Here is a 23310-nt window from a genome sequence, read left to right as displayed (position 1 = left end):
GTGCCGGCGGCTTTCCTGTTCGTTCGCGGCGTTGATTGGACGAGAAGCGCGAAAGCGCTTGATCATCAAGCGGATGGGGAGGGATTCGAACCCCCGGGGCACTTGCGCACCCAGCAGTTTTCAAGACTGCCGCATTCGACCACTCTGCCACCCATCCGATAGCGCGGTTTTGCCGACCGCTTGGGGCCTCTGATTCTATCTAGCGCCGGCCCAAGAACGAAGTGCCTGATGCGAGGTGTTTGTCGGGCCAAAACCCGGCCGCTCGGGGGCGAAGAGAGAATTCCCGCAACAACCCACACGTTACGCAACTGGGAGAGGATCATTGCGCCACGGCCGGGGACCCGCGCTAAGGAAACCACCGTGGCATGCACTCTGTCATAGGCTCCCTTGTTCTCGGTTTCACAATACCCGCCCAGCAGGGCAATCTGGCCATTTCCCAGGATCGCGGGGGCGGGATGCTAGAATTATCAATAGTCGAGGAGCTTTTTGCGGGGGATGAGCGGGGCGAGAATTTGCTTTCGAGGGTGATCGCCATGAGACTATGGATCGTCGTTGCCCTGGTTCTGTTCTCCGGCTGCAAGCCCAGCGTGAGCGACTTGCGCGCCCAGTACGCCAAGGAAAAGGAGAAACTCGGCGAGCGCGAAAAAGCACTCCTGGAATTCGATCGGTTCAAGGTCGACCTGGCCGGACAGGAGCGGATCCAGAAGGCGGACGTCGATAAAGTCGAACAGTCGCTCGCCGAATCGGGGGCGGACCGTCAGGATCGAAAATACGAGGACGATCAGAAGTACGTCGCCACGCAGCGCGAGAGTCTGGCCGAAGCCGACCACATCGTGGACGAGACGCGTGCCAAGCTGGTCGCGGAAGTCGAAGACCAGCGCCGCAAAGTCGCCGAGGTCGAGGCCCAATTGAAAAAGGCGCAGCGTTAAAAGCTGGCGCCCGCGGCGGCGCGGCTCAGGCCGACCGGCACAGGCCTGCCGACTCCTGGCCCGAGACCATACTGGCACGCAGAACTAGGACACCACCGGCACTCTCCTGCGATTGACGCGCTCCGGCGGCCGAGCTACAAAGGCTGGTCTCGCCCTGCGGTGGCGGGGCCATTCCCAGCAATTGCACGCCCTTGGCTAGGAGCTTTCACGGTGGGTGGAATCAGCGAACGCCACAAGGAAATCAAGCGCCGGCGTCACCGTCGCAAGAAGCTGGCCCACCTGGCCAAGAAGCTCAAAACGGCCAAGGTCTCGGAACGCCCGGTCATCACCGATAAGCTGCGCAAGCTCACGCCCGGTGCTGACGTCATCATCGCCAACTGGCAACTGACCAAGGCCGATCGCTAACGAGCGCGATGCGGTGCAGTACTTACACCAGCCCGACGCACCAGCGTGGGTTCTTCATGTGCATCGGCCATAAGGTCCCTCGCTGGCGCTTCGGGCCGGTGGGTCGGTTCGTCGGACATTGTGGTTTCGTAACCAGCTTGCTCGCAGGGTGCGCTACATGCACGCATCCCCCCGAAAGGCGAATTTCGCGCACGGAGCGCCTCGGCGACAAGCATTTCAGCCAACCTCGGCCGGCTCGGATCTGGCGACTCGCTCGAACTTGAAGTCGCCATCTTCGTAGTCGATCCGCACCGTGCTCCCTTCGGTGTAAGTCCCCTTCAAAAGCTCGGTCGCCAGCGGATTCTGTAGCTTTTGCTGGATCACGCGCTTCAGCGGTCGCGCACCATAGATCGGGTCGTAGCCGATCAAGGACACAGCGTCCAAAGCCGCGTCGGTCACTTCCAGGTGCAACCCCGCGTGCTCGACCTGCTTACGCAGACGCTCGACCTGCAGATCAACGATCTTGCGAATCTGCTTGGCGTCGAGCGGATGGAAGGTGATGACCTCGTCGACGCGGTTCAAGAACTCGGGCAGGAATCGGCCTTCGAGCTCTCGTTGCACGGCATCGCGAATCGTCTCCTGGCTGGCGCCGTTGCGCGTCAGCTCCTGGATTTCCTGGCTGCCGATGTTCGACGTCATCACGATGATCGTGTTCGTGAAATCGACCGTGTGACCTTGATTGTCGCTCAGCCGTCCGTCGTCGAGCACCTGCAACAGCACATTGAATACATCACGATGGGCCTTTTCGATTTCGTCCAACAAGACGACCGAGTAGGGGCGCCGGCGTACGGCCTCGGTCAGTCGGCCTCCTTCTTCGTAGCCGACGTAGCCCGGCGGCGCGCCGATCAGCCGGCTGACCGTGTGGCGTTCCATGAATTCGCTCATATCGAGACGGACCATGGCGTTTTCGTCGTCGAACAGCACCTGGGCGAGCGCCTTGCACAGCTCGGTTTTGCCCACGCCCGTGGGGCCGAGGAAAATGAACGAGCCGATCGGCCGGTTGGGATCTTGCAGGCCCGACCGGCTGCGGCGTACCGCGTTCGATACGGCTTCGATTGCCTCGTCCTGACCGATGACGCGCTGATGCAGGCGTTCTTCCAGGACCAACAGCTTGGCCTTTTCGGTTTCCATCATGCGGCTGACCGGAATGCCGGTCCAGGCGCTGACGACTTCCGCGATTTCGTCGGGCCCCACTTCCTGGCGCAGCAGGCGCCGGCCGCTGGTCGGCGGCGCGGTGCCCGCGCTTTCCAATCGCACGGCCAGTTTCTTGCGCTGATTATCCAGCTCGTATAGTCGCTGATAGTCGCGCTCGTCGATCGGCAGCCCCTGCGACTGGCGCTCCTTGATCGTGTTGCTCAAGTGGCCGAATTCGAGCTCGACTTTGTCCAGTTCATTGCGGATGGCCTGCACGTCGCCGACGCCGTGTTTCTCGGCCTCCCATTGCTCGCGCAGATTGCGCAGCTTGCGCCGCAATTCTTTCATTTCCTCTTCGATGTCGGCCAGGCGGTCTTGGGCGTGTTCTTCGGTCTCTTCCGAGAGTTGCCGCTGCGCGAGCTCCAGTTGCACGAGCCGGCGCTGCACCTGGTCGATTTCGGTCGGCACGCTTTCCAGCTCCATCGCCAGCCGGCTGGTCGCTTCGTCCATCAGGTCGATGGCCTTGTCGGGCAGGAAGCGGTCGGCGATGTAGCGGTTGGACAGGTTCGCCGCCGCGACCAGGGCCGAGTCCTTGATCCTTACCCCCTTGTGATGCGCTTCGTAACGCCCCTTCAAGCCGCGGAGGATCGCGATTGTATCCTCGACGGACGGCTCGCCAACGAAGACCGGCTGAAAGCGCCGCTCCAGCGCGGGATCTTTTTCGATGTGTTTGCGATACTCGTCGAGCGTCGTGGCGCCGATGCAGCGCAGCTCGCCGCGCGCGAGCGCCGGCTTGAGCAGGTTGGCCGCGTCGTTGGCTCCTTCGGCCGCGCCGGCACCGACGACCGTGTGCAACTCGTCGATGAACAGGACCACGTTGCCAGCCGATTGCACCTCCTTGAGCACAGCCTTGAGGCGCTCTTCGAACTCGCCACGGAACTTCGTGCCGGCGATCAACGCCCCCATGTCCAGGGCGATGACGCGGCGGTTCTTCAGGCTTTGCGGCACGTCACCTTGCACGATGCGCAGGGCCAGCCCTTCGGCGATGGCGGTCTTGCCGACGCCCGGCTCGCCGATCAGCACGGGATTGTTCTTCGTACGCCGCGACAGCACCTGGATGACGCGGCGGATTTCCTGGTCGCGGCCGATCACCGGGTCGAGCTTGCCCTGGTTGGCCCGCTCCACCAGGTCGATGCCGTACTTCTCGAGCGCCTGGAACTTGGCCTCGGGGTTCTGATCCTCGACGCGCGCGCTGCCGCGCACCGCCTGCAGTGCCTTGAGGATATCGCTCTCGCCGATGGCGCTGAGCTTGAGGACCTGCTTGGCCTTGGAGTCGGTTTTCGCCAGGGCCAACAGCAGATGTTCGGTGGAAACGAACTCGTCTTTCATCAACTCGGCTTGCTTCGCGGCCGCATCGAAGATTTGCATCAGCGCCGACGACGGTTGCGGCTGCGCGCCCCCCGAGGCGCTCGGCAACTGCTTGAGTTCCCCCTGTAGCACCTTTTCCAACTGTCCGCGGTTGGTACCGATTTTCTCCAGCACGTGCCGGATGACCCCTTCGGTCTCGGCCACGAGTCCCGCCAACAAGTGCAGCGGCTCTATCTGCGAATTACCGCGATCAGCGGCCAGTTCCTGGGCCCGTTGCACGGCTTCTTGCGCTTTGATTGTGAGTTTGTCGAAACGGAATGCCATGAATGTGTTTTCCTTCTCGGCCCGGATACGAAAGCGGCCGGCGGTTCCGTCTCGAACCAGCCGGCCGCCGCGAATCTGAATTTTGGCTCGGCCGTCAGCCTTACTCCTTCACCTCGAACTCGGCGTCGATTGCCTCGTCCTCGCCCGGCTTCTTGCCGCCGTCGTTTGCCGCCGTAGCGCCAGGCGAGGCGGTCGCCGCCTCGTGCAGCACCTTGCCGACGGCGTGGAACGCCGCCTCCAGCTCGCTGATGGCGTTCTTGATCGCCTGCACGTCGCTCCCCTTGGCCACGTCGCGGGTCTTGGCGATGGCGTCTTCGAGCGGCTTCTTATCAGCACCGCTCAGCTTGCCTTCGTTTTCCTTGACGAGCTTTTCGACCTGGAAGCACAGCGACTCGGCCTGGTTGCGCCCCTCGGCCAGCTCGCGCTTCTGTTTGTCCTCGGCCGCGTGCGACTCGGCATCGCGGGTCATCTTGTCGATCTCTTCCTTCGACAAACCGCTCGACTTCTCGATCCGCACGTGCTGTTCCTTGCCCGTGCCCAAGTCCTTGGCCGAGACGTTGAGAATGCCGTTGGCGTCGATATCGAACTTGACCTCGATCTGCGGCACGCCGCGCGGCGCGGCGGCGATGCCCTCCAGGTTGAACTGGGCAAGCAGCCGGTTGTCGTTGGCCATCTCGCGTTCGCCCTGGAAAACGCGCACCGTGACGGCGGTCTGGTTGTCGTCGGCAGTGCTGAAGGTTTGCTTCCGCTCGGTGGGGATCGTGGTGTTGCGTTCGACGAGCTTGGTCATGATGCCGCCCAGGGTTTCGATACCCAAGGACAACGGCGTCACGTCCAACAACAACACGTCTTGCACTTCGCCGGCCAAGACGCCGCCCTGGATCGCGGCGCCGACGGCCACGACTTCATCAGGATTTACGCCCTTGTGCGGCTCCTTGCCGAAAATCTTCTGCACCAGCTCCTGCACTTTGGGAATGCGGGTCGAACCGCCCACGAGCACGACTTCGTCGATGTCCTTCGGGCTCATCTTCGCGTCTTCGAGCGCCTTCATCACGGGCCCACGGCAACGCTCGATCAACGGATCGACCAGTTGCTCGAACTTCGAGCGCGTGATGTTCATCTGTAAATGCTTCGGGCCGCTGGCATCGGCCGTGATGAACGGCAGGTTCAAATCGGTCGAAGCGGCCGAGCTCAATTCCTTCTTGGCCTTTTCGCACGCCTCTTGCAGACGCTGCAGGGCCATCTTGTCGTTGCGCAGGTCGATGCCCTGGTCCTTCTTGAATTCGTCGGCCACGTAGTTCAAGAGGGTGAAGTCGAAATCGTCGCCGCCCAGGTGCGTATCGCCGTTGGTGCTGATCACGCGGAACACGCCTTCCGCCACTTCCAACACCGAGACGTCGAACGTGCCGCCGCCAAGGTCGAAAACCACGATCTTCTGCGCTTCTTTCTTGTCGAGCCCATAGGCCAGCGAGGCGGCCGTCGGCTCGTTGATGATGCGGGCGACTTCCAAACCCGCGATCTGGCCGGCGTCCTTCGTGGCCTGCCGCTGGGCGTCGTTGAAGTACGCCGGGACCGTGATCACGGCCTTGTTCACCTTATGCCCTAGGTACGCCTCGGCCGATTCCTTCAGCTTGCGCAGAATCTTGGCCGAGATCTCGGGCGGCGTGTATTCCTTGTCGCCGATCTTCACCTTCACGTAGTCTTGGGGCCCGCCCGTCACGGTATAGGGCACCAGCTTCTCTTCAGCGGCGACCTCGCCGTGGCGGCGGCCCATAAAGCGCTTGATCGAATAAACGGTGCGGGTCGGGTTCGTGACGGCCTGCCGGCGGGCCGGCTCGCCCACCAACACGTCTCCCTTATCGGTGAAGGCGACCACGCTGGGCGTGAGTCGATTCCCCTCTTGATTCGGAATCACCTTCGGATCGCCCCCTTCCATGATGGCCACCACGGAGTTGGTGGTACCGAGGTCGATCCCGATGATCTTTTCGCCTTGTGCCATGAGTCTTTGCTCCTGAACCTGTTGCGCGCTTCGTGCGTCCCACGAGCGCTCTGCGGTCTGTTATGTTTGGTTTGCTTGTTTACGTCGAAACGTCGTTACGTGATTTTTGGAGTAGTCGCCGTTGCCTCCGATCCCTGAACAAAACGCAGGGAGCCGAGCCAGCCAGAAATGGCCGCGGCAACACGCTGGTCAATTTTTGAACGCAAAGCTTGTGCCGGGGTTGATCGGCAATCGGCAATTTACAAGTTCTTGCCGGAAAAGGTGTTGTGGCCTTAAATGCAATGGCTCGCTCAGCGCGGGATGCGGCGAGAGCTCACTTATCTGCCAGAATGGCGCGGGCGCGGAAACGCCCAAGATCAACGCTGCCAAAATGACAGGCACAGAATTAATTCCGGTCCTAACCTTGAGTGGCCCCCGTATTTAGCATCGCTGACGAGCTTCCTCCCCGGGTAAGCCGCCATAGGTGAAACCCGGAGACGTAACCTGATTGTAGGACTTCTCGACTCCGAATCCAAAAGAATCCAACGTGGCAAAAGAGCGTCCCAATCCCGATACTCGCACGCGGGCGGCAAAACTTGCGTCAGCGCCCGAGCTGCGCGTAGCGCTTGGGCGGGCTGATCGTGAATTGCTGGCCCAGATCAACGCCAGGGCCAAGTTGGCCCTCGCCCTGGCCGCGGCCGAGAAGCAAGACCTTCCCGCGTTCCGGCCCGACCGCGACGACGCGACGATCGAAGCGGCCATCGCGCAAAACAAAGGCCCACTCTCGGCGGATCACGTCCGCGCAATCTTTCGCGAGATTCTCAGCAGCGCGCGCCAGTTGACCAAACCGCTGCGCGTCGCGTTCCTCGGGCCCTTCTACACCTACAGTCATCTGGCCACCCTGCACCGTTTCGGCGAAAGCGTCGAGCTAGTGCCGGTCGGGTCGATTGCGGCCGTGTTCGAAGAGGTGAATCGCCGGCAGGCGGATTACGGCCTGGTGCCGATCGAGAACTCGACCGACGGGCGGATTGCCGACACGCTCGACACGTTCACGCGCGAGCGCGTGCGGATCTGCGGCGAAGTGCAGCTGCGCATTCGCCACGCCCTGATGAGCCGCAGCCCGCGGAGCGAAATTGTCGAAGTCTATAGCAAGGCGCAGCCCTTTTCGCAGTGCCGCAACTGGCTGGCCAAGCACCTGCCGGCGGCCCGTCTGGTCGAAGTCACGAGCACCACGGCGGCCGCACAGATGGCCGCCGATAAGCCTGGCGCGGCCGCTATCGCCAGCCGCGAGGCGGCCGTGCACTACGGTCTCGACGTGTTGGTCGAGGGGATCGAAGACAATCCCGACAACATCACCCGCTTTGCCGTGATCGGCGCCGACGCCGCTCCGCGCTCGGGACGCGATAAGACCGCCGTGATGTTCCAGATCGCACACCGTCCCGGCTCACTCGCGGAAGCCATCACGATCTTCAAACGCAACCGGCTGAACCTGACCTGGATCGAGTCCTTCCCGATCGCCCGCGGCGAATACCTGTTCTTCGTCGAATTCGACGGGCACGAGACCGATCTGAAAGTCCGCCGGGCCCTGGCCGCGCTCGGCAAGAAGGCGCAGCGCCTGGAAGTATTGGGCTCCTGCCCGCAGACGCAACCGGTGGGATAGGCGGAAGCGCGAAGTGATGAACGCTGAGTGCTGAACGGAAGCGGGCGTGGCTACTCGCTAGCCATCGTATCCCATATTTCGCTCATCGCTCATCACTCCGCGCTCATCACTTCTTCCTCGATCATGCGATACGAAACAGCGCCCGCGCGTTGGCGGTCGTCCGCTCGGCAAACGCTTCAACGTCGACACCGCGCACCGCCGCCAGGCACGCGGCCGTATGGGCGACGTGGGCCGGTTCGTTGCGCTTGCCGCGCAACGGATGCGGCGAAAGATACGGCGAATCGGTCTCGATCAGAATGCGATCATCGGGAATCGTGGCCGCCACGGCCCGCAGCTCGTCCGATTTCTTGAACGTCACCATGCCGGCAAAGCTGATGTACAGGCCTAGCTCGACGCATTCGGCCGCCGTCGCGGCGCTGCCGGTGAAGGAGTGCATGACGCCCGAGAGCGGGCCGCGCGTGCGGGCTTCGCGCAACATCGCCAGAACTTCGGCATCGCTTTCGCGCGTGTGTACGACGAAGGGCAAGCCGCTCTGCTGCGAAAGCCGCAAATGCCGGTCGAAATAATCTTGCTGGAGCGCAAGTGGCGACGTGTCCCAATAGCGGTCCAACCCCGTCTCGCCCACCGCCACCACGCCCGGCGCGGCGGCAAGTGCCACGATCTCGTCCCAGTCGCCCGCGGCGGCGTGAATGGTGTCGTTTGGCTGGATGCCGATAGCCGCAAACACGCCCGGGTAGCGGGCGGCAATGTCGATCGATTGCCGGCTCGATGCCAGGCTGTAGCCGATCGTCACGATACTCTCGACCCCGGCGGCCCGGGCACGCGCGATCACGTCGTCGCGGTCGGCGTCGAAATCGTCCTGATTCAGATGCGCGTGAGAATCGAAGAGGCGCATCGGGCTTGAGTGCCTGAGCTGGCAGGCCCTGAGCTTTGTAGGCTACGACGGTTGCTTGACCAGATCTTCGAGAGCTTCCAAGTGAGCCCGTTCGCTGCCCAAGATCTCTTCGGCCAACTCGCGGGCTTCGCGATCGGCGCCGAAGCTGGGCACGATGCGCTCGATATCGGCAATATCGCGCTTCTGGCAGCGGATCAACTCCAGCACCAGAAAATCGAGCGACAGCAGGTTCATGTCCGTGTATTCCATCGGGAATGAACCGCGGTCCACGCGGCCGCCGCGGGCGTCGATCAGATCGCCCAGACGGCCCACCATCTGCTGCTGATCGGCCAGGATATGCACAAGCGCCTGGCTCGCCGGCTCATCGCCCGGATGCGTCCAGGGGCAAGCGTCGGCCAGGTACGTGGGAAGCGAGCGATTCTCGATCGCGAACAATTCGTTCAGTAGGTCGATGGTTTTGGCCGAGGGCATGAATCGTTTTGCGCTCTTAGTTCAGCAATTGATGACTGGCCACCGCGGCCCACTGATACAGTTGATCCCAGGCCACGCCCAGCACGACAACCGGCAGCGTGATAAGAGCGACGAACGCTCCCTCGGCCGAGACCATCGAGAAATCGACCGGCAAACGATCCGCCGGCTCGGGATCCATGGTCATCGTCTTGACGATCCGCAGGTAATAGAACAGGCTGAGCGCGGTGTTCAATCCGCCCACGACCAGCAGCCAGTACAACTTGGCCGGCACGAGCGCGTAGAACGCCAGCCACTTGGCGATGAAGCCGCTGAAGAACGGCAAGCCGATCAGGCTGATCAAAATGATCGAAAAGCACACGACCAGGCCCGGCGACGTGCGGATCAGGCCGGCGTAGTCCTTGATCTCTTCGCTACGCATGGCGTTCCGCAGGAAAGCCACGACGGCGAACGCCCCCAGGTTCATGAACAAGTACACGCCGACGTAGAAGGCTACGGCCGCCACGCTTTGTTCGGCGGCACCGTCGTCGCGCCCGATGAGGGCCACCGCAGCCGCGGCCGGCATCATCATGTAGCCGGCGTGGGCAATCGTCGAATAGGCGAACAGCCGCTTGATATTCGTCTGAGCATAAGCGGCCAGGTTGCCGAACGTGCAAGTAATCGCGGCCAGAAAGGCGATTACGCCCACGATGTAATCACGGCTGCGCTCGAGCACGGTCGGCTTGGCGTCGAGATCCAGCTCCAACTGCCCGGCCTTACCGAGGTCGATAAGGGCCAGATCGCGCTTGAGCCCTTCGCCCGGAGCAGGTTCGGCATCCGGCACGTCCTGTACGTTCGCGACGAGTGTCACTTGGGCTTGCCGGTCGTGCAGGGCCACGGGCTCCGCGACTTGCGCCTGGTGCGCGAAGCCAATGCCGACGCGAATCAACAAGGCCATGGCCGCCGCCTTCGACGCGACGGACAAAAACGCGTCCACCTCGGCGCTGGCCCCCTCGAACACGTCCGGGCACCAGAAATGGAACGGCACGGCCGACAGCTTGAACGCCAGGCCGACGGCCATCATCAGGCCCCCGAGCATCAGCACCGCCTCGCGCTGGCCGAACGCTTCGGCCGACATCGTGGTGAGCTGCGAAACAATCGTGGGGATGTGGGCCGAGCCCGTCGCACCGGCCAGCAAGCTGATGCCGTAGAGCATGACGCCCGCGGTGCCGGCGCCGAAGACGGAATACTTGAGTGCCGCTTCGCTGCTCTGCCGGCGTCCCTTGAGAATGCCAGCCAAGGCGTACGACGGAACGCTGGCCATCTCGACGCCCAGGAAAATCATCAACAGATGATTCGCCGAGGCCATGATGCACATGCCCAGCGTCGCGCCCAGGATGAGCGTGTAGAAGTCGGCGCCATCTTCCGAATCGGGAATGCCCGACAGGCGCGTCATTACCAGAAACAACACGGCAAAGATCAAGAGCACCGAGCGGAAATAGACGGTGAAGCCGTCGAACAGCAGCATGCCGGTGAAAAGCTCGGTCGGGTAGGGGCTGCCCCCCACGACCGGTTCGCTGCCCAGGTAGCGCCAGGGGGCCGCCAGCACGAGCGCCGCCACCGAACCGGCCAGCGCCACGTAAAACGCGTCGACCCGAAATCTCGGCAAACGAAGCAGCAGCATAACGACGATCGTCGCGCAGATCGCCAACTCCGGCCGGAAGCCAGGGAGCGACACGTCGATCGTGTCTAACCGCAGATTATTGACCAGTTCCTGAAAATTCACGGCTGTTTAGTTTCTTGTCTGTTGGTTATCGCTGTGCCGCTTTTATCGCTGTGCTGCCAGGGCCATTTCCGACAGATCCTCGGCCGCATCGATCCGCGGTTGCTTCACGGTGCGCGTCCAGTCGGCCAGCTCGTGGATTTCCTTGTTCACGCTCGGCGTGAGGTACCGGAACACCGCCTGCGGGTAAACACCGAAGACGATGGCGAATGCCAAGAGCGGCGCGGCTATCGCCAACTCGCGCGGGGTCATCGGGTAAATATCCTCGCCGTGCGGTCCCTTGTATTCCGGTCCCAGGTAAACGCGCTGCAGCGTCCACAAGATGTAGCCGGCCGTCAGCACGACGACCGAGGCCGAGATCACGGCCAGCGTCTTGCTGAACGACCAGACCGACAGCGTCACGAAGACTTCGCCGATGAAGCCGCACAAGCCGGGCAACCCGAGGCCGGCGAAGAAGATGCCGAACGCCAGGCCGCTATAGACCGGCATCCGCGCGAACAATCCGCCGAATTCGTCCAGGTTACGATGATGCACGCGGTCGTATATCACGCCGACCATGAAGAACATGCCGGCCGAGCTGATGCCGTGGGCGATCATTTGGAACATGGCGCCGTTCATGCCCAGCGCCCAATAGTCGGGGTTGTAATCCGTGCCGATCCAAGCGCTCCACACGCCGATCCCCAGGATCACGTAACCCATGTGGCTCACCGAGCTGTAAGCGACGAGCCGTTTGAAATCCTTCTGCGCCATGGCGGCGAAAGCACCATAAACCATGCTCAAGACGCCGATGCCGGCCACCACGTACGCCAGGTCATAACCCGCGTCGGGGCAGATCGGGTAACAGATGCGGATGATGCCGTAGCCGCCCATCTTCAAGAGCACGCCGGCCAGGATCATCGAGATTGGCGTCGGAGCCTCGACGTGCGCGTCAGGCAACCACGTATGCACGGGCACGATCGGCACCTTGATGGCAAAGCCGATAAAGAGCAGCACGAAAGCCCACCATTGGATCGACTTGCCCAGCCACAGCTCGGCATCGAACGGCGAATCCGGTAGTTGCGCGAGTTCGGCCAGGGCCAGCAAGTTGAACGTATGGGCCGGCGCGGCCGCGTCTTCGGTAATGGCCGTGATAACCGTCTCCGGCACGTGAGCCTTGGCCAGTTGCTCGGGGCTGAGCAACTTCAGGTCGCTGTTGAAGTACAGCATCAGGATTGCGATCAACATCAGCACGCTGCCCACGAGCGTATACAGGAAGAACTTGATCGCGGCATACTCGCGGCGCGGACCACCCCACACGCCGATCAGGAAGTACATCGGCAGCAGCATCACTTCCCAGAAGACGTAGAACAGGAAGAAGTCGAGCGCCAGGAACACCCCCAGCATGCCCGTCTCCAGGAGCAAGAACAGGATGCAATACGCCTTTACGTGCTTGGTGATGTTCCAACTGGCGCCCATGGCCAAGAGGGTGACGAACGAGGTCAACACCAAGAGCGTGAAGCTGATGCCGTCGACGCCCATGTAGTAATAGATGTTGAACGACTTGATCCAATCGATCGAGAAGGTGTCCTGCATCGCGGCCTGCCCGACCTCGAAACGGGAAGTGCCCGCTGCTTCACTGCCGCGATCGAAACACATATAGGCCGTCAGGCCGAACACGGCGATCGTGATCACCAGGCTGAACAGGCGAATGGCGTCGGGCCGCTTGTTCGAGAATATCGGCAGCATCAGGGCAAAAGCGCCCACTGCCGGCAAAAACACGATCAAGCTCAACAGCAGCATGTAATTCGATTCGTAGTTCGGTGCCATCGTCGGTCAGCTTTCGTCGTCAGTCAGTTACCGTTGGTCGGTTCTGTGTGAATGTTGTCGCTGCGGGCATGCCGCGTCAGGTCGTCGCCGCCACGCTCCAGCGGATCAAGAGCGTCAACGCCACGGTGCCGATCACGATCAGCATCACGTATTGCCGCAGCTTGCCGGTCTGCAGCGTGCGGAACGAATTGCCGATCGACCAGGTCCAGGCGGCCACCACGTTGACCAGGCCGTCGACCAGGTAGCGATCGATCAGGTCGTCGATACTGGCGATCGAACGAACGCCACGCGCCAGATTATCGATCGCACCGTCAATCACCTGGCGGTCGAAATTGGCCACCAGCTTCGAGAAGAACAAGACGGGCCGCACGAAGATCGCGTTGTACAGCTCGTCGAAATACCACTTGTTCCAGAACAGCCGGTAGATCGGCGCGAATTGGCGGCGCACGTCCTCGGGATTCAACCGGTTGAAGGCGTAGAACGCGGCCGACAGGACCAAGCCCGCCAAAGCGACGAAGAACAACGACACTTCGGCCAGCCCGTGAATCGCGTCGGAGTGGCTGAGCGGCTCTTCGGGAAAAACCAAACTGGGCAGCAGATATCCGGTCGCCGCGGCACCGATGCCGACGCCCCGCGCCTGTTCGAGCAGCTTTACCACGCTGAACGGGAACCACGGGAAGCCGACGATCACGGCGAACACCGCCAGCACCACCAGCGGAATGTACATCACCGGCGGCGACTCGTGCGCGTGATCGTACACGTGATGATCGCGCGGCTTGCCGGCGAACGTCATGAACCACAGCCGGAACATGTAAAACGCCGTGATCCCGGCGCCGCCGACCGACAGGGCGAAGAAGACGCCGCCGTGCGTCGGGTTGACGTTATAGAACGACAAGACCTGGGCGACGATCGAGTCCTTCGAGTAGTAGCCGCTGAAGCCGATGACGAACGGAATCGCGGCACCGTAGATCGCCAGCACGCCGACGAGCATCGTGTAAGCGGTCCATGGCATCTTGTGCCGCAGCCCACCCATACGACGCATGTCATTGGTGTGCGTGGCGTGAATCACTGAGCCCGAGCACATGAACAACAAGCTTTTGAAGAAAGCGTGCGTCACCAGGTGGAACAAACCGGCCGCCCAACCGCCGACACCCAAGCCGAGCATCATGTAGCCCAACTGGCTGACCGTGGAGTAAGCGAGCACGCGCTTGATATCGACCGCCGTGATGGCGATCGTGGCCGCGAGAAACAGCGTGATGCAACCCGCGTACGCGATGACCAAGAGCACTTCGGGGGCAAACACGGGATAGAACCGCCCGGCCAGGTACACGCCGGCGGCCACCATCGTGGCCGAGTGGACAAGTGCCGAAACAGGCGTGGGACCTTCCATCGCGTCGGGCAACCAGACGTGCAGCGGGAACTGTGCGCTTTTGCCGACGCACCCGCAGAAGATGCCGACACCCGCAATCACCAGCAGCCAGTAACCGTAACCCTCTTCGCGCCAGGTTTGAATCTGCTCGGCCGAGGGCTCGACGCCGGCCGCGATCTGATCCATGGCGGCGTAGCGAACCATGCCGTCGGGCACGGTCAACTGATAGTTGTTCTCCGCGGGACGGACGGTGCTGAAAATGCCCGTCTCGACTACCTCGCCCTTTTCATTGCGATAGTCGCCGAACGCAAAGGTGCCCAGGCTGGCCCACAGGGCCATCAGGCCGATGATCATGCCGAAGTCGCCGACACGGTTGACGATGAACGCCTTGTTGGCGGCGTTCGAGGCGCTCTTTCGCTCGATGTAGAAGCCGATCAGGAAGTAGGAGCAAATGCCCACCAGTTCCCAGAAGACGAACACCATCAGGATGTTCCCGGCGTACACCAACCCCAGCATGCTGAAGCAGAACAGCGACAGGTACTGGAAGAACCGGTGAAAGCGTCCGGGCCGATGGAGGTGGTGACCGTCGGAGAGCGTGACTTCGTGATCGACGACCTCATGCAGCTCGTCGTGCATGTAGCCGTAGGCGTAGAAATGAATCAGGGTCGCGATCAGCGACACCATGGTGAACATGAGCACGGTCAGCGAATCGATGTAGTAGCTGATCGCCAGCTTCAAACGGCCGACCTGCGCGAGCTTGTACAAATCGCCGGTGTAGGCTACCGACGGCTTGGTCGGCAGGCCGTGGCCCGCGTGCCCACCTTCATGAGCTGCGCCTTCGTGTACTTCGCCCGCATGCTCGGCCGTGGCGTGCTCTTCAGCGATGGCCTGATCGACGGTTTCGCCGACCGCGACATTGGCGTGTGCAACGTCCGAGCCCCGGTGGTAGCCGAGCTGCCCGAAATGCCATATGCAAAACGCCGTGAACGACAGCACGAAGGAAGTGAGAATCGCGCCCGTTGCCACATAGCTGGCCAGGATGCCGTGCTTGCCCATGCGCGGGCCAAACAGCACGATCAGCGCGAACGAGGCCAGCGGCACCAGCCAGGCCAGCCCAAGCAACAGCGGCAATGATTGGTCGGGTGACATCAGCCTTTTAGTTCATCCGCGCGATCGACGTCGATCGTGGCGTGATTGTTATAGAAGTTCAAAGTGATGGCCAATGCCACGGCGGCTTCGGCCGCGGCCAGAACGATGACGAAAAGCGAAATCAACTGCCCGTCCAGCCCGAGGGAGTATGGGGAGTTGTCGCTCAAGAAGTCGCTGCTGAACGCCACGAAGTTGACGTTCGCGCCGTTGAGCACCAGCTCGACGCCCATCAGGATCCCCAGCGCGTTCCGCTTCACCGCCATGCACACGACGCCGCAAATAAACAGCACCGCGCCCACGACCAGGAAGTGCGAAACGCCGACGGGTTGAGTTAAAAACTGCATGGTTCTAGGTGCCGACTTCTCGCTCGGCGGACGATGCAAGTCGGACGGTTATGATCTAGGCCGGGCGCGACGCTTGGTGCGGGCCAGGTACGCCGCCCCCACGAGCACGACCAGCAAGTGGACCGACACCAATTCGAACGGAAGCAAATAGCCCGACATGCCAGGCTTCAGCGATTCGGACCCTGGCTGCAAGCGATCGACACGCGCGCCCAACAGCCCTAGGCCGATCGGCGTGGAGGTCTTCGGCGGCGCGTCGGGAACGCCGCCGCCCGTCGTTAGCGGGGTGAACTCGATGGTTGTCTTTTCGTCGATCTCCTCTTCAACGGCGGACGTCAAACGCACCTTCGCGCCCGTCGACTGGGCGGCATGATGATCCTCGTGCGCTTCGGCCGTCGCCGGACGATTGCGCCAATCGGGAATGGCAAACGCCGCCGGCACCAAGAGCGCCGCCAGGCAGCCCGAGAGCATCACGGCCACGATCCAATCGCCGCCGGCCGTCTTCATCGAGACGAACGGGCCTTGCGCCGTGAGCATGACGCCGAAGATCAACAGCACCAGCGTGCCGCCGACGTAGATCAACAGTTGCATCGAGCCGACGAAATCGGCGCCGGCCAGAAAGAACAGGCCGGCCGTCGCACCGAGCGAAATGATCAGGCACATCGCCATCCGCACGATGTTCGCCGCCACGACCGTCGCCACGGCGAAGCCGCACGCGAACAGCGAGAACAGCAAAAAGAAGAATGTGTGCCAGTTGATCGCGTCCACGCTCACTCCCCTTCCGCCGCCGAGCGGGCGACGGCGCTCAGGTGCGTCATCCCAGCGGCCTGGGCTACGTTGGCGTCCGCCTTCGGCGCTTCGGGTTTCTTCGCATCATCGAATTTCAAATACCGCTCGGCATAGGGCATCGCACGCAGCCCCAATCCGCCCGGCAGGTAGAACGTCCACAGCGTAGCCCCCAGGAACATCACGGCCGCGATCGGCGTGCAGTACTTCAAGCACACCTGCATCACCTGGTCGATGCGCAAGCGAGGGAGCGTCCAGCGAACCCAGATCATGAAGGTCACGCCGGCCACGCACTTGAAGATGAAGTTGAACAGCCCCAGCAGGTTGCCGATCCAGGCCAGCACGGGACCATGTTCGGGGGTCAGGTGCAAGATCGACGCCACCGGTACCGGTCCGTTCCAGCCACCGAAGAACAGAATGGCGGCCAGCCCGCTGACGATGAACATCGAACCGTATTCGGCCATGTAAAATGCCAACCAGCGGAAGCCGGAATACTCGGTATGGAAGCCGGCGACCAATTCGCTCTCGGCCTCGGCCAGGTCGAACGGGGCGCGATTCACGCTGGCCGTGGCGCAGGTGAAATAAACCCAGAACGTGATGAACGTGAACGGATCGTGAAACACGAGCCAGTTGGTAAACAGGCCTTGCTGCATGTCGGCGATCTTCACCAGGTCCATCTGGCCGGTGATCAAGACCGGCACTACGACGCACATGCCCAGCGGCACTTCGTAGCTCACGACTTGGGCCGCCTCGCGCATGGCGCCGAACAACGACCACTTCGAGGCCGAAGCATATCCGGCCAGGATGACGCCAAAGACTTCCAGCCCTAGCACGGCCAGGATGAAGAACACGCCCACGTCCATTTGCTGCGCGACCCAACCGCTGGCGAACGGCAGTGCCAAGAGCGCGGCGAACGAGGCGCAGAAACTCACGTACGGCGCCAGGCGGAACAGCACCGCGTCGGCATCCTTCGGACGCAGGTCTTCTTTCGTGATCAGCTTCAAACCGTCGGCCAGCAATTGCAGCCAGCCGTACTTGCCGCCGCAGCGTGTCGGGCCGAGACGGTCTTGAATGCGCGCCGAGACCTTGCGCTCGACCCACACGAAGAACATGGCGCCGATGAACGGCACCAGCAACAAGAGCAGACACTGCACCAAACCGACAGCGACATACGCCAGCGGAGCCAGCGACTGCGGCAGATAACTCGCCAGTGCTTCAGCCACCGTGTGAATCATCCCTGAGCGATTTACAAGTCGCTCGTATGAGCCGCGAGACCCTCGGCCGGCGCTGCGATCGCACCGATGCGTAACTCGTTACCGAGTACGGGAGTCCCGTAAGATCGTGAAATATGGCACAAGGTCCGGGGTCTGTTCAAGCCCCCCAAGACACGAATTTGCCGCCTGTCGAAAACACCTCGGCCGTCACACCCGATAGCGCGGTCAATCCGACTTGATCCGGCTGGCAAAGGCCGAGGCGCGATGGGTCGAGCCAATGCAACGGATCGCGCGCAGCGCCGCACGGCACCTGCCCCGACTTCGTGGCACGGAAGTTACCTGCCAGAGAAGTAAGCTTCGGGCAATGCACCCGTCGGGCTTCTGCCCCGCGCGTAGCAATTAGCGATCGATTTCGCCCATCACCACGTCCAGCGAGCCGACGATGGCCGGCACGTCGGCAATCAGGCAGCCGCGGCACAGCTCGTGCGTCACCGACAAGTTGCAGAAGCTGCTGCTGCGCGCCCGCACGCGGCGCGGAATACTCGCGCCGTCGCTGACGATGTAGAAGCCCATCTGCCCGCGCGGCGCCTCGGTCTCGAGGTACGCCTCTCCCTTGGGCAGTTTCTCGGTCAGCTTCACGGGCGTGCCGAAATCTCCCTTGGCCGTGCTGTAGCGATCAATTCCCTGGCGCACCAGGTCGATCGACTGCATCACTTCCAGCATCCGCACATAAAAACGGTGCCAACAATCGCCCAAAACGGCCACATGGGGCACGGCGGGATAGTCGTGGTCGCGCGGGTAATGCCCGTCCTTTTGCACGATGACCTCGAACGCGTAGCCGTCGTACATGTCGGTGTAACGATCCTCGCCGTCGCGGCGCAGGTCGTGATCCACGCCGCTGCCACGCAGTACCGGGCCGGTGCAACCGTAGTCGATCGCCATCTCGGGCGAGAGGATGCCCAGGCCGGCCGTGCGCTTCACGAAGATCGCATTGGTGGTCAACAGCGTATGGCACTCGACGATCACTGGGAGCAACTGATCGAGAAATTCCTCGCACTTCTTCAGCCAGCCCGAGGGGAGGTCGTGCGTCGCGCCGCCGACGGTCAAATAGCTGTACGTGAGCCGGGCGCCACAGGCGAGTTCGAACAAGTCCAGGATCTTTTCGCGCTCGCGGAAGGCGTACAAAAACGGGCTGAACGTACCCAGGTCGAGCCCATAGGCGCCCATGCCGACCAGGTGGCTGGCGATGCGGTTCAACTCCGAAATGATCACACGCAGGTGCTTCGCCTTGTCGGGCAACTGATACTTCATCAGCTTCTCGACGGCCAGCGCCCAGCCGAGATTCATGTTCATCCCGGCCAGATAGTCCATCCGGTCGGTGTACGGAATCCACTGTCGTGGCGTGAGATTCTCGCCGATCTTCTCGGCACAGCGGTGCAGATAGCCGATGTGCGGGGTGCACTCCGAAACGACCTCGCCGTCGGTCCGCAGCACCAGGCGCAGCACCCCGTGGGTGCTGGGATGTTGCGGTCCCATGTTCACCAACATTTCGTCGGTGCGAACGTCGAACTCGATAATGCGGGGATCGTCGAGGTGCGTGGCCATGAAACTTCGTCGCGTATGGTTTTTACAGAATAGTGCTGTCTATGCGGGGCCGACTCGCGCCGCCGCTTTAGCGGCCGCGGATGCCGTGGTACTCAAGCGGCATCTCGTAATCCTTGCGCAGCGGGTGACCGACCCAGTCCTCGGGGCACAAGATGCGCCGCAGGTTCGGGTGCCCCACGAAGCGCACGCCGCTCAGGTCGTACGTCTCGCGCTCGTGCCAGTCGGCCGTGCTCCACACGCCGCTGACGGTCGGCACCTCGGGCAGTTCGCCCGGCGTGTCGTCCTTCCAACGCGGCAGCATGACCTTCACGACCAGGCTCGATTTGTTCGGAATGCTCCACAAGTGATAGACGAGCTCCAGGTGCGGGTCGAAGCCGGCTTTGGCCGCCTTCTTCGGGTCGGGCTCGAAATAGTCGACCACCGTGATGCAGTTCAGCAGGTTGAAACGCAGCTTCGGGTCGTCGCGCAAAAATGTGCAGACGTCGACCAGTCCCTCGGGCGATACCTCGATCCACGGATCGATGGCTTCGAAGTTGCTGCCGGTGATTGCCTCACCGAATCGCTTCTGCAGGGTATCGAGAAATGTTTGGCCGCTCATCGAATATCGTTCGCTCAAATTAGACAAAAGAGCGGCGGCAACCACGTGCAGCCGCGGCCCAGGCCATGCGCCCCGCTCAACCGACCAACATCGGCTCCTCTTCCTCGATCACGTCGGGAGGTGCCGGACCGCGCCGCCCGCGCTCGACGCTCAGCGCACGTACCCAATCCAGGTCGCCACGGCGCCACACGTAGGCAAACCCGACCAGTAGAACGGCAAAGAAGACGAGAATATCCGCGATCGAGAGCGCGGCCAGCATGCGAGCCGTCTCGGGCACTTGCTCGGCATCGGCCGCCGTGGGACGAGCCGCCTCGGGCACGTCCAGCGCGTCGTACACGGCGCTGACCGGTGGGCTGAGCTTATCGTTCTCCTTCATCGCCACGATCTGGGTGCGGCCCGCGACATGGGGATCCATCAACTCGGTGGCCTTGCCAAACACGGCGGCCCACGGAAAGAAGAAAGCCACTTCGACGTCGAAGATGATGAACAACAAGGCCACGACGTAGAATCGCAAGTCGAACTGCACGAAGCTCGAGCCGATGGCCGGCTCGCCACACTCATAAACCTGCAACTTCTCGACCGAGGGTTTCTTGGGGCGAATGAATTTCCCCATCACCAGGTGGATGAAGAGGAAGAAAAAACCAAAGCCGAAGAACAACGCCAGATACCCGGCGATCAAGGTCGGCGACATGACGCGGCACCCGAGAGAATTAGGGCGAAGCGGGAAACTTCCCCGCAAAAGCAGAATTCTAGGCCAAGCGGCCCCTTTTGCAACCCTACCGGGACCGTTGGCCGCATGGACTTTCGGCAAGGAAGGAGGGGAAATCCGTTTCACGAGCACGGCACCCTGACGAGTGGTCTACCACAATTCGATGCGGGCTCTGGGGGCCATGGCCACGCTTGCCGTGGCCATGCTCAACTGGCAAGAGATCGAGCCACATGCTCACGCAAGCGTGAGCATGGCACCCCTCATTTTCTACGGTAACCGGCCGCTACCCTTTGGCCACCGCTCCGGCCGGCAGGGGATCGAAGCCGTCGGGCCAGCGCGTACGGGCGTCGTAGACGGCGCCCAGCAGGTTCGCATCCGTAAGGTCGACGCTCGACAGGTCGGTCCCCAACAGGCTCGCCCGCTCTAGCCGCGCGCCGCGCAAATTGGCCTGAAACATGCTGGCATGCCGCAGGTTGGCCTCGCGCAAGTCGCATTCGGCGAGCGACGCGGCGATGAGCATCGCGCAATTGAAGTTGGCGCGCACCAGCAATGCCTGCTCAAGGTCGGCCGAGGCGAGATTGGCGAACGAGAGATCTGCCTCGCACAAATCCGCCTTGCGCAGCACGGCCCGCGTCAGGCTCAGGCCCGATAAATTCGCGCATCGCAAAACAAGCCCGGTCAAGTTTGCCTTGTCGAGCCGCCGCGCTTCGATTCGGTGCAGAACAGCACCGCCCTTGTCCTTGATCTCGAACAGATGTGTTTCCTCGCCCGGAAGCCATGTCGAGCGATACCGCCCACGCTATTTATGCATTGTAAATGAAAAAAGTTCGAGCGTCTTGAAGGGCCCGAATTCAAAACGGAATCAAGGACGATTGCCGAGACGAAAGTGCGGCGGTTGCAAGGCGCGCTTCGCGCCAATGAGCTCGAGTCGAACAGCATTATGCTGCCGTGTCGTCAGCCGGAAATGCTGTCGTTCGTCCCGGAACCGCCCACCGAGGCACCCGCCGTCAGCGGCTGACGGCCGCGGAAGCCGGCATCCAGCTCGTGCCAGTGCAGCACTTCGGGCTCACCGAGCTTCCAGCACAGATAAATCGGCCGTCCCTCATGCGTCGCGGGAAAATCGACCAGCCCGTCGGGGCCGTTCTTGGGCTCCACGCCCAGCGCTTGCAGCTCCTCGACGTATTCCTGCAGCCGCCGGCTGTCCTTCTCTAATTCCTCTTCGATTTGCGACAGCTCTTCGCCGTAAGCGTCCTGCGGGCTGCGTTCACGGCCGGCCAGCAATAGCGCCAGCCGCTCGCGCCGCTCGACGACTTCGCGCGAGAGTTGGGCCAGGTCGTTCACGATGGCCCGCACCAGCGGCAGCGACGCATTGGCCGATTCGACGGTGAAGATCTTGCGTCCCTCGAACGGCTCGCCAGGCATGACCGAACCTCTTTACTCTGCTGGTGCTTTGCTCTTGGTCACAGCGATTGGTGGCCAGCTTACTGGTTGGGGCCGCCGTGTACCGGCTCGGCAATGATCTTCGAACCGGCAACGGCCGTCGGATTCAACGTCGCCCGACCCCAGGCAACGTCCACAGGCAGTCGCGAGAAGTCGACGATGCATCCGTCGCGGCTATAGCAGCTCAGATCGTGCGTCGCTCCCATAAATATGCAATCCACCGGGCAGGGATCCACGCACAACGCGCAGAACATGCACTTCGTGTAGTCGATCGTAAAACCCGTGACCTTGAACCCTTTACCATGCGTAACGCGTTCCTTGCCGATGTAGATGCAGTCGACGGGGCAGGCCTTGGCGCACTGATCGCAGGCGATGCAGGTCGTCAGGTCATAGCGGTGAAAACCGCGATAACGCGGGGCGACGGGTACCGGCAGTTCCGGATACTCGTACTTTTCGGTGAACGTCTTGCGCTGCGGATCGTACGTCGCAAGCCAATAGCGCAGCGTCACATACAAGCCGTGCGCGACCGTGAATACGGCGTCACGAATATTCCGAAACCATTCCAACATGGTGAGGATACCGCGTGATAGGGGCGATTCTTGGCGTCGGGAAGGACAATTCTGATGTGCGCAGGCGCTCGCACGCGCCGCGCAGGTCCCGATCGATCCCGATTATAGGCACGCCGAAAATACCCGCAAGGACTCGCGTGCGAGCCGCACCATGGCAACGGAAATCGAAAGCCGAATCGCAGGAATCCTTGGCCATGCCCGCATCGTAGGCGCTACGCCAGCCCTAGCGCGCGCTCCCTGTTGACCTCCGGTGACTGGGTGGATCGAACACGGATTGCGCGCGGGTGGGCATCGAGCCATGGTCTTTGTCCGAAGGAGAATGGTCGCGCTGAGGTCCGACAATTTGCCGCAACATCGGCGCGCGAAAGTCCATCCGCCAAAGGCGTCCACCTCGCCGGATGGGGATCTTCCCGAGCCGGACGTGCCCAAAACCGAAGCTTCACTTGTCGAAAATCAGGCCGTTGGCCGACGGTACCTGGCCCACGGGGCGGTGTCTCTTGTAACGGTCATCAGGTCATGTAAGTCCTTACAGGACAAGTGATTCTATATCGTCGTCGCAAATTCCTCAGGGGCGATCAAATCGGCGCTGGTGACTTTACCCCAACGAATTGCGTGCCAAAGTGGCGTAAAAACCCCGGGGTGGCCAATCGAATAACTTGACTAGTTTCCTGGGCTACGTAGAGTGAAATGAGGTAAATCACCTGGGTGATGTACGGAAGTTGACCCGAAATTGTCGGTTTCCGTGGTCCGCCCGTCGTGCGG

19 protein-coding genes and 1 tRNA gene are annotated in these 23310 nt (G+C 62.0%); 3 read left to right on the top strand and 17 right to left on the bottom strand.

Features of this window, described 5'->3' with window-relative positions; translation table 11 throughout:
- Positions 1–70 precede the first annotated feature (70 nt).
- A tRNA-Ser gene (locus VHD36_24370) sits at positions 71–157 on the bottom strand.
- 376 nt (positions 158–533) lie between these two features.
- On the opposite strand from VHD36_24370, the gene VHD36_24365 reads away from it, so the two are divergent.
- The gene (locus VHD36_24365) at positions 534–929 is read left to right on the top strand and encodes a hypothetical protein (GenBank protein HVU90480.1); all 396 of its coding nucleotides are present in this window, start codon (positions 534–536) and stop codon (positions 927–929) included.
- Positions 930–1139: 210 nt separating this feature from the next.
- Entirely contained in the window at positions 1140–1334 is a 195-nt protein-coding gene (locus VHD36_24360) for a DUF6800 family protein (GenBank protein HVU90479.1), read from the top strand.
- 216 nt (positions 1335–1550) lie between these two features.
- Here VHD36_24360 and clpB read toward each other — a convergent pair whose 3' ends face one another.
- Both clpB and dnaK read right to left on the bottom strand, forming a co-directional pair.
- Entirely contained in the window at positions 1551–4199 is a 2649-nt protein-coding gene (clpB, locus tag VHD36_24355) for an ATP-dependent chaperone ClpB (GenBank protein HVU90478.1), read from the bottom strand.
- Between the two features lie 100 nt (positions 4200–4299).
- The gene (dnaK, locus tag VHD36_24350) at positions 4300–6198 is read right to left on the bottom strand and encodes a molecular chaperone DnaK (GenBank protein HVU90477.1); all 1899 of its coding nucleotides are present in this window, start codon (positions 6196–6198) and stop codon (positions 4300–4302) included.
- A 526-nt stretch (positions 6199–6724) separates the two neighbouring features.
- Here dnaK and pheA point away from each other — a divergent pair.
- A complete protein-coding gene (pheA, locus tag VHD36_24345; protein ID HVU90476.1) occupies positions 6725–7837 on the top strand; it encodes a prephenate dehydratase in 1113 nt (370 codons plus the stop codon).
- A 121-nt stretch (positions 7838–7958) separates the two neighbouring features.
- Here the strand turns inward: pheA and VHD36_24340 are convergent, their stop codons facing one another.
- From VHD36_24340 to VHD36_24275, 14 genes are all read right to left on the bottom strand, one after another.
- On the bottom strand, positions 7959–8732 hold the full coding sequence (locus VHD36_24340) for a TatD family hydrolase (GenBank protein ID HVU90475.1): 774 nt from the start codon (positions 8730–8732) through the stop codon (positions 7959–7961).
- 42 nt (positions 8733–8774) lie between these two features.
- Complete coding sequence (locus VHD36_24335; GenBank protein ID HVU90474.1) at positions 8775–9203, bottom strand: hypothetical protein; 429 nt, start codon at positions 9201–9203, stop codon at positions 8775–8777.
- A 16-nt stretch (positions 9204–9219) separates the two neighbouring features.
- Positions 9220–10965, bottom strand: a complete 1746-nt coding sequence (locus tag VHD36_24330; GenBank protein HVU90473.1) for an NADH-quinone oxidoreductase subunit N — start codon at positions 10963–10965, stop codon at positions 9220–9222.
- A gap of 42 nt (positions 10966–11007) precedes the next feature.
- The gene (locus VHD36_24325; protein ID HVU90472.1) at positions 11008–12768 is read right to left on the bottom strand and encodes an NADH-quinone oxidoreductase subunit M; all 1761 of its coding nucleotides are present in this window, start codon (positions 12766–12768) and stop codon (positions 11008–11010) included.
- A 76-nt stretch (positions 12769–12844) separates the two neighbouring features.
- Positions 12845–15286 (bottom strand): NADH-quinone oxidoreductase subunit L, encoded by a 2442-nt coding sequence (gene nuoL, locus VHD36_24320; GenBank protein HVU90471.1) that lies wholly within the window; start codon positions 15284–15286, stop codon positions 12845–12847.
- The gene (gene nuoK, locus VHD36_24315) at positions 15286–15630 is read right to left on the bottom strand and encodes an NADH-quinone oxidoreductase subunit NuoK (protein ID HVU90470.1); all 345 of its coding nucleotides are present in this window, start codon (positions 15628–15630) and stop codon (positions 15286–15288) included. Before nuoK ends, nuoL begins: the two co-directional genes overlap by 1 nt.
- Before the next feature lie 48 nt (positions 15631–15678).
- Complete coding sequence (locus VHD36_24310; GenBank protein HVU90469.1) at positions 15679–16395, bottom strand: NADH-quinone oxidoreductase subunit J; 717 nt, start codon at positions 16393–16395, stop codon at positions 15679–15681.
- A 2-nt stretch (positions 16396–16397) separates the two neighbouring features.
- Positions 16398–17636, bottom strand: a complete 1239-nt coding sequence (gene nuoH, locus VHD36_24305) for an NADH-quinone oxidoreductase subunit NuoH (protein ID HVU90468.1) — start codon at positions 17634–17636, stop codon at positions 16398–16400.
- 390 nt (positions 17637–18026) lie between these two features.
- The gene (locus VHD36_24300) at positions 18027–19232 is read right to left on the bottom strand and encodes an NADH-quinone oxidoreductase subunit D (protein ID HVU90467.1); all 1206 of its coding nucleotides are present in this window, start codon (positions 19230–19232) and stop codon (positions 18027–18029) included.
- Positions 19233–19299: 67 nt separating this feature from the next.
- A complete protein-coding gene (locus VHD36_24295) occupies positions 19300–19830 on the bottom strand; it encodes an NADH-quinone oxidoreductase subunit C (GenBank protein ID HVU90466.1) in 531 nt (176 codons plus the stop codon).
- Positions 19831–19906: 76 nt separating this feature from the next.
- Positions 19907–20521, bottom strand: coding sequence for an NADH-quinone oxidoreductase subunit A (locus tag VHD36_24290; GenBank protein HVU90465.1), 615 nt, complete (start codon positions 20519–20521; stop codon positions 19907–19909).
- A gap of 301 nt (positions 20522–20822) precedes the next feature.
- On the bottom strand, positions 20823–21251 hold the full coding sequence (locus VHD36_24285; protein ID HVU90464.1) for a pentapeptide repeat-containing protein: 429 nt from the start codon (positions 21249–21251) through the stop codon (positions 20823–20825).
- Positions 21252–21493: 242 nt separating this feature from the next.
- Positions 21494–21961, bottom strand: a complete 468-nt coding sequence (locus VHD36_24280; GenBank protein HVU90463.1) for a DUF2203 domain-containing protein — start codon at positions 21959–21961, stop codon at positions 21494–21496.
- Positions 21962–22020: 59 nt separating this feature from the next.
- Positions 22021–22548, bottom strand: a complete 528-nt coding sequence (locus VHD36_24275) for a 4Fe-4S binding protein (protein ID HVU90462.1) — start codon at positions 22546–22548, stop codon at positions 22021–22023.
- Positions 22549–23310: the final 762 nt, after the last annotated feature.

It is taken from the genome of Pirellulales bacterium, from assembly GCA_035546535.1.
Taxonomy (GTDB): Bacteria; Planctomycetota; Planctomycetia; order Pirellulales; family JACPPG01; genus JACPPG01.
This window is presented reverse-complemented; position numbering and strand designations above follow the sequence as displayed.

What these genes read in the sequence shown, in the direction of transcription:
- VHD36_24325 (HVU90472.1), bottom strand. Translation starts at nt 12,768, where the DNA reads ATGGCACCGAACTACGAATCGAATTACATGCTGCTGTTGAGCTTGATC.
- VHD36_24340 (HVU90475.1), bottom strand. Translation starts at nt 8,732, where the DNA reads ATGCGCCTCTTCGATTCTCACGCGCATCTGAATCAGGACGATTTCGAC.
- VHD36_24365 (HVU90480.1), top strand. Translation starts at nt 534, where the DNA reads ATGAGACTATGGATCGTCGTTGCCCTGGTTCTGTTCTCCGGCTGCAAG.
- clpB (HVU90478.1), bottom strand. Translation starts at nt 4,199, where the DNA reads ATGGCATTCCGTTTCGACAAACTCACAATCAAAGCGCAAGAAGCCGTG.
- nuoL (HVU90471.1), bottom strand. Translation starts at nt 15,286, where the DNA reads ATGTCACCCGACCAATCATTGCCGCTGTTGCTTGGGCTGGCCTGGCTG.
- dnaK (HVU90477.1), bottom strand. Translation starts at nt 6,198, where the DNA reads ATGGCACAAGGCGAAAAGATCATCGGGATCGACCTCGGTACCACCAAC.
- nuoK (HVU90470.1), bottom strand. Translation starts at nt 15,630, where the DNA reads ATGCAGTTTTTAACTCAACCCGTCGGCGTTTCGCACTTCCTGGTCGTG.
- VHD36_24290 (HVU90465.1), bottom strand. Translation starts at nt 20,521, where the DNA reads ATGTCGCCGACCTTGATCGCCGGGTATCTGGCGTTGTTCTTCGGCTTT.
- VHD36_24295 (HVU90466.1), bottom strand. Translation starts at nt 19,830, where the DNA reads ATGAGCGGCCAAACATTTCTCGATACCCTGCAGAAGCGATTCGGTGAG.
- VHD36_24280 (HVU90463.1), bottom strand. Translation starts at nt 21,961, where the DNA reads ATGCCTGGCGAGCCGTTCGAGGGACGCAAGATCTTCACCGTCGAATCG.
- VHD36_24335 (HVU90474.1), bottom strand. Translation starts at nt 9,203, where the DNA reads ATGCCCTCGGCCAAAACCATCGACCTACTGAACGAATTGTTCGCGATC.
- VHD36_24275 (HVU90462.1), bottom strand. Translation starts at nt 22,548, where the DNA reads ATGTTGGAATGGTTTCGGAATATTCGTGACGCCGTATTCACGGTCGCG.
- VHD36_24300 (HVU90467.1), bottom strand. Translation starts at nt 19,232, where the DNA reads ATGGCCACGCACCTCGACGATCCCCGCATTATCGAGTTCGACGTTCGC.